This window comes from Streptomyces sp. NPDC006743 (assembly GCF_040703815.1).
GTDB lineage: Bacteria > Actinomycetota > Actinomycetes > Streptomycetales > Streptomycetaceae > Streptomyces.
In genome coordinates, this window is record NZ_JBEYJA010000124.1 from 1 (window position 1) to 4,931 (window position 4,931).

Genomic DNA, 4,931 nt, shown 5'->3' on the forward strand with positions numbered 1-4,931 from the left:
CTCGCGGTGGTCGACCGGGTCGCCGCGCCGCGCCCGGCCGCCGCGCTGAGTGGGTGCTCCGCCTCTACAGAGTGAGCGTGATCGCCGCGGCGATGCCGGCGAGGCCGAGAGCGAAGGCCGCTTCCTTCCAGCCGCCCTTGCCCCAGCGGAAGGGACGGTCGGCGGCCAGCCGGCCGGGTCCGATGGCGACGACGGCCAGCGCGACGACGGCGATGCAGACGCTGTATTCGACGCCGCCGTTCGTCTCCCACAGGCCGTGGCCGCCGGTGACCGTGGCCATCGCATTGATCATGACACCGATCAGGGCGGCACCAGCCAGGGGCGTCAGCAGTCCCACAGCCAGACCGAGGCCGCCGAGCATCTCGGACATGCCCCCGACCACAGCGAAGAGCCGGCCCGGGTGGTAGCCCAGGGCGGCGAACCCTTTGCCGGTCGCCGTCAGACCCGGGCCCCCGAAGAGCCCGAAGACCTTCTGCGCTCCGTGTCCGGCCATCAGCAAGCCGAAAGTGAGCCGTAGCAGCAGGAGCCCGCAGTCCGCGGCCGCCGTCGAGGTCGCCACGGCGGTGGGAGCCGAGCGCGCCAGCGGTTCCGTGGACGAGGCAGGAGACTTCAGAGAGCCCGCGGAGTTCGGGGGCTTCGACGTGTTCGAAGAGTTCAGAATGTATTTGGTCAACATGACTGTGCTCCGGTTCGGAACGCCAGAACGGGCGTTTCCCCCAGCTCGACCGGACGTCGAGCACCGGTCACGGGTGTGTCCCGCGAGCGGCGAACACGGGCGAGTCCCCGACCCGCCCCGGCCTTCCGCCGCGGGCACGGTCGTGTGCGCCGGACCGGTGGCGCGCGGGAGCGGGCCGCCGGTGCCGGGTCAGTGGTCCTGGGACATCTGGTCATCACGATCGGTGTCGTTCGGGTCCAGGCGTACGCAGCATGCGCCGGGCTCAGGGGCCAGCACGGCCTCGATGCCGTTGACCTCCAGGCCGGTGAGGTAGCCGCTGAGGAAGGCCTGGTTCATGCCGCAGACCAGGCCGGGGGCCTTCGCGGCCAGCGGATGGAACGGACAGTTGCGCAGACGCAGCCGGGTGGAGGTCTCCCGGGCGGGTTCGTAGCCGTACTCCTCCAGCAGCCCCTCGCAGGCCGTCAGCCCGCGCTCGGGACCCAGACGTCCGGGACGGGTCTCCTCCCGCGCCGCGGCACCCAGCTGACGGCCGCGCTGCCGGGCCGTCCGCAGGGCCGCCTGCGTGGCGTTCTCGTCGGCCTCCTCGGTCAGGACCGCGTCCAGGAGGAGGTCCGCCAGCAGTTCGTGCCGCCGGTCGGGGATGCTGACGGTGATCTGGGCGTCGCTGGGCTCGTAGACCTTGGGCCGCCTGCCGACCTTCCGGATCCCTCCCGGCGTCTCATAACGGGCACGCAGCAGACCGGCGTCGACGAGCTTGTCGAGGTGGAAGGCGGCGAGCTTGCGGGAGATCCCCACGCTCTCGGCGGCCTCGTCACGCGTGACCGCGTGACCCGCACGGCGAATGAACGCGAACATGCGCCGCCGCGAGTCCTCACTCAGGACACTGACGCATTCGATGACGCTGTCGGCCGTGTGGGCCGGAGCAGTCCGATCAGAATCCACAACCCCCACGATAACCCCCATCCGCGTGGACACAAATGTTCTCCGCATGCCACTGCCCTGGGACTCTTGACGGTCCGCCTCGATAAGACCAAGACTTATTGGTGAAACCGGGAAGAGGGAGTTGTGATGACCGGCGAGTCACAGCTTCAGGCGAAGCGCCCGGCCAGGGCCTCGCCGGCCGGTAGGGCCACAACGTGGCGGCCGGCAGGAGCGTCCTGGCCTGGACCTCCTTCGGCCTCCTGCTGCCCGTCGCCCTGCTGGGAGTCGTGATGCCGGCCCGCTGGATCCCGGTCCACCGCGAGGACGCCACCGCCGGACAGCCGGCCGCCGCGACGAGTCCGGGAGCCGCGACGGGTCCGGAAACCGCGACGGGTCCGGGAGCCGACGGGACGGTTCCCGCCGAGCGTCATTTCCCCCTGGCGGTCGTCCTGGTCCACGGCCTGTTCGCCGTGGTCACCCTGGTTCTGGTCCTGCTCACCGCCCTCGGGATCGGAGGAGACTGAGATGACGGAGCACCCGCAGCCGCAGCCGCAGCACGCCACCGGCCGCATACACCCGCGCGACGGGGAGGACACCCCGCCGCCACGGCCCGCCCTGCGGGTCGTGCACGAACCGGCCGGTATCGACCTGGCCGCCGCGGAGACCGCCGCCGGCCAGTTCCTCACCGCCCTCGGCATCTCCACCGCCTCCGAGAGCCTGCGCGGCACGCCGGAACGCATGGCCCGCGCCTACGCCGAACTGTTCAGCCCCCGCCCCTTCGATCTGACCACCTTCCCCAACGACGAGGGCTACGACGAGCTCGTCCTGGCCCGCCGTATCCCCGTCCGGTCCGTCTGCGAGCACCATCTCCTGCCGTTCGTCGGCACGGCCCACGTCGGCTACCTGCCCGGCGCCCGGATCCTCGGCCTGTCCAAACTGGCGCGCGTCGTCGAGCACTTCGCCTGCCGCCCGCAGGTCCAGGAACGCCTGACCAAGCAGGTCGCCGACTGGCTCCAGACCCATCTCGAACCCAAAGGCGTCGGCGTGGTCATCGAAGCCGAGCATTCCTGCATGACCCTGCGCGGTGTCCAGGCCACCGGCTCGACCACCATGACCTCCACCCTGCTCGGACTCCTCCGCTCCGACGCCCGCTCCCGCAGCGAATTCCTCGCCCTCGCCACCCCCTGACCGTTCACGCAGGTGGGCCCCCGCGGCCCGGGAGACATCGGCACATCGAACCCGCGGGGAACAGCTGCTTCTGCGACGACCTCACCCTCGCGGCCCGGACCCGCGTCGCCTACCTCCCCCGCGCCGCCGAGTCGCGCGAACCCGTCATTCCGGCCCGCTGGCCGGGACACGGAGCCGCCGGGATCAGGCAGGGCGGTGACGCCTTCGACATCGCCGCATGGGCCGGCTTCCCGCGCGGCTGACCGGGCCTCGTCACCGAGGTCGGCGTGTCCGGAGCTGTGCGGCGCGGGCCACCGCGAGGAGGCGGATCACCGCGGGGTCGGCGTCGGGGCGGTGGAGGGCGTGCACCGCCGTGTCGAGGTGCCCGGAGCGCCCCCGGAGCGGCACCAGACGTACTCCGGCGAAGGCGAGGTGGCGCAGGCCTTCGGGGGCGAGGCTGACGCAGAGGCCCGCGCCGACGTAGCTGAACAGGCCGCTGAGGTCGTCGGCGACGGCCACCGCGCGGGGGGTGAATCCGGCTTCGCGGCAGGCGACGTGGACCTGCTCGGCCAGCGCCGGAAGTGCGGTCGGGTCGGGCAGCACGAAGTCCTCGTCCGCGAGCTGCGCGAGATCGATCCCGTCCGCCTCGGCCAGCCGGTGGCCGTCGGGCAGGGCGGCGCCGATCCGCTCGGTGGCGATGACGGTGCTGACGAGGTCCCCGGTGAGCCGGGCCGGGTCGCGGACGAATCCGAGGTCCAGGGTCCCGCTGCGGACCTGGTCGACCACGCCGGCCGAGGAGTCGTGCTGCAGGTGGACGCGGAGTTCGGGCAGGTGGGCTGCCGCGGCCTGCAGCATGGCGGGGAGGTAGAGGTAGCTCAGCAGGCTCACGTATCCGACCCGTACCTCTCCCCTGCTGCCTGACGCCACGCGGCGGGCCCGGGCCACGGCCGCGGTCTGCAGGTCGAGCAGGCGCTGTGCGTCGGTGGCGAACCCCTTGCCGGCCGCGGTCAGCCGGACACCGCCGGGTCCCCGGTCGAGAAGGCGCGCCCCGACGGTGCGTTCCAGCCGCTGGATGGACTGGCTGAGCGGCGGCTGGCTCATGCCGAGCCGTTCGGCGGCCCTGCCGAAGTGCTTCTCCTGAGCGACCACGAGGAACTGTTCGAGGAGCCGGCGGGACAGGCTGATATCACTGGGCATATCACTCACTAGACAATCATATATTGGACAGACCCGACGTATCGGGTGTCCACTGGGTACCGGAACCGCCCGCCGGAGTGCGCAGCACTGAGCGCCACCGTTCAGTTCAGCCCGCTCACCTCTCTCCGCTCCCGTCCCTTCGTCCGAGAAGGCGCGGGTCGCCGGGCCGGGTCCGTGCCAGCTCTTCCCCGCCCTTCCTCCGAGGTGATTCACATGGCGGTCGTGACGATCGTCGGCGCCGGTGTCATCGGTGTCTCCTGGGCCCGTCTGTTCGACGAGGCCGGCTGGGAGGTACGCGTCACCGACCCCCGGCCCGACCTGCACGAACTGGTGCGGCGGGAGCTTCCGGGCCGCCCGGTGACCGCGACCGCCGACCTGGCCGCCGCCGCGAGCGGAGCGGACTTCGTGCAGGAGGCCGGGCCGGAGCGGGTCGAGGTCAAAGAGGAGATGTTCGCTGCCCTGGCCGCGCACACCCGGGACGACGTGGTGCTGGCCTCCTCCTCTTCGTCCCTGCTGCCCTCGGTCATCGCCCGGGGCAACCCGGCGGCCGGCCGGATCGTCATCGGGCACCCGTTCAACCCGCCTGCGCTCATGCCGCTGGTGGAGGTGGTGCCCGGCCCGCGGACGACCGCGGGAACGGTCGAGCGGGCGCTGGAGGTGTACCGCGGTCTCGGCAGGCTGCCGATCCGGCTGAACAAGGAGATCCCCGGCTTCGTCGGCAACCGCCTGCAGAAGGTCTTCAACGACCAGGCGGTGTATCTCGTGCAGCAGGGCGTGATCGGCGTCCGGGAACTCGACGACCTGGTCCGCGCCTCGCTCGGACTGCGCTGGGCGGTGACGGGGCCGTTCGAGAGCGGGTCACTGGGCGGCGGTCCCGCCGGCATGCGCCACCTGGTCGAGCACGTCGGCTCGCAGATGACCTTCGAGACCGGCACCCCGGACCCGGCCCGCCTGGGCGAGGTCCTCGACG

At 71.9% G+C, this 4,931-nt stretch carries 6 protein-coding genes; 3 read left to right on the forward strand and 3 right to left on the reverse strand.

All coding sequences use genetic code 11. The features are described 5' to 3' along the window. Positions 1–64 precede the first annotated feature (64 nt). Positions 65–559 (reverse strand): DoxX family protein, encoded by a 495-nt coding sequence (locus tag ABZ719_RS37200; RefSeq protein WP_366729594.1) that lies wholly within the window; start codon positions 557–559, stop codon positions 65–67. 306 nt (positions 560–865) lie between these two features. Next, complete coding sequence (locus tag ABZ719_RS37205) at positions 866–1,531, reverse strand: metalloregulator ArsR/SmtB family transcription factor (RefSeq protein WP_234438422.1); 666 nt, start codon at positions 1,529–1,531, stop codon at positions 866–868. Between the two features lie 281 nt (positions 1,532–1,812). Between ABZ719_RS37205 and ABZ719_RS37210 the strand changes: the two genes are divergently transcribed. Both ABZ719_RS37210 and folE read left to right on the forward strand, forming a co-directional pair. Next, a complete protein-coding gene (locus ABZ719_RS37210) occupies positions 1,813–2,121 on the forward strand; it encodes a hypothetical protein (RefSeq protein WP_366729595.1) in 309 nt (102 codons plus the stop codon). Between the two features lies 1 nt (position 2,122). Further along, complete coding sequence (gene folE / locus ABZ719_RS37215) at positions 2,123–2,785, forward strand: GTP cyclohydrolase I FolE (RefSeq protein ID WP_366729596.1); 663 nt, start codon at positions 2,123–2,125, stop codon at positions 2,783–2,785. Between the two features lie 252 nt (positions 2,786–3,037). Here the strand turns inward: folE and ABZ719_RS37220 are convergent, their stop codons facing one another. Continuing rightward, the gene (locus tag ABZ719_RS37220; protein ID WP_366729597.1) at positions 3,038–3,961 is read right to left on the reverse strand and encodes a LysR family transcriptional regulator; all 924 of its coding nucleotides are present in this window, start codon (positions 3,959–3,961) and stop codon (positions 3,038–3,040) included. Between the two features lie 213 nt (positions 3,962–4,174). Between ABZ719_RS37220 and ABZ719_RS37225 the strand changes: the two genes are divergently transcribed. Further along, the coding region (locus tag ABZ719_RS37225) for a 3-hydroxyacyl-CoA dehydrogenase NAD-binding domain-containing protein (RefSeq protein WP_366729598.1) at positions 4,175–4,931 on the forward strand (757 nt) is incomplete at its 3' end.